This is a genomic window from Halorubrum sp. SS7 (assembly GCF_005435055.1).
Taxonomy (GTDB): Archaea; Halobacteriota; Halobacteria; order Halobacteriales; family Haloferacaceae; genus Halorubrum; species Halorubrum salinarum.
The window spans coordinates 1-452 of record NZ_SGXV01000316.1 but is presented as its reverse complement, the minus strand read 5'-3'; the positions used below and the strand labels follow the sequence as shown (position 1 = coordinate 452).

1 pseudogene is annotated in these 452 nt (G+C 69.0%); it reads left to right on the top strand.

Annotation, left to right across the window (positions count from 1 at the left end):
• Positions 1 to 452, top strand: a pseudogene (locus EXE44_RS18185) (hypothetical protein); the annotation flags it as partial.

The window sequence follows — 452 nt, the reverse complement described above, 5'->3', positions numbered from 1 at the left end:
ACTCGCGGATCCGGCTTGACTCCTGGGGCTCGACGAGCTCGCTCGGCGTCAGCGCGACGCCGCAGGGTAACCTCGTTCACTACGCCAGGAACGAGAGCTACTCCGCGGAGAGCGACTACGTCGAACTCTACGGCGACGGCAGTCAGCGCTTCTTCGCGCCGAACGCCAGCTCGGGCTCGGCGCTCACACTGAACACGCTCCCGGCCCGCGTGACGCCCGAGCGGAACAGCATGCGCGTCCGCGTGCCGGAGAGCGCGAACGCGTCGAACCCCGAGTTCGTGGTCGAGCCGGCGAGCGTCGTCGGCGACGCGTGGACCGCCGAGTACGTCGCGGGGACTGACGGCACCTGGTACGCGGTCACGGACGATGCGGGTAACCAGCTCGGGATCGCGAAAAAGCCGGCCGCCATCGAGGTGAGCCGAGACGACGTCGGCCTCGTGTCGATCGAAGCG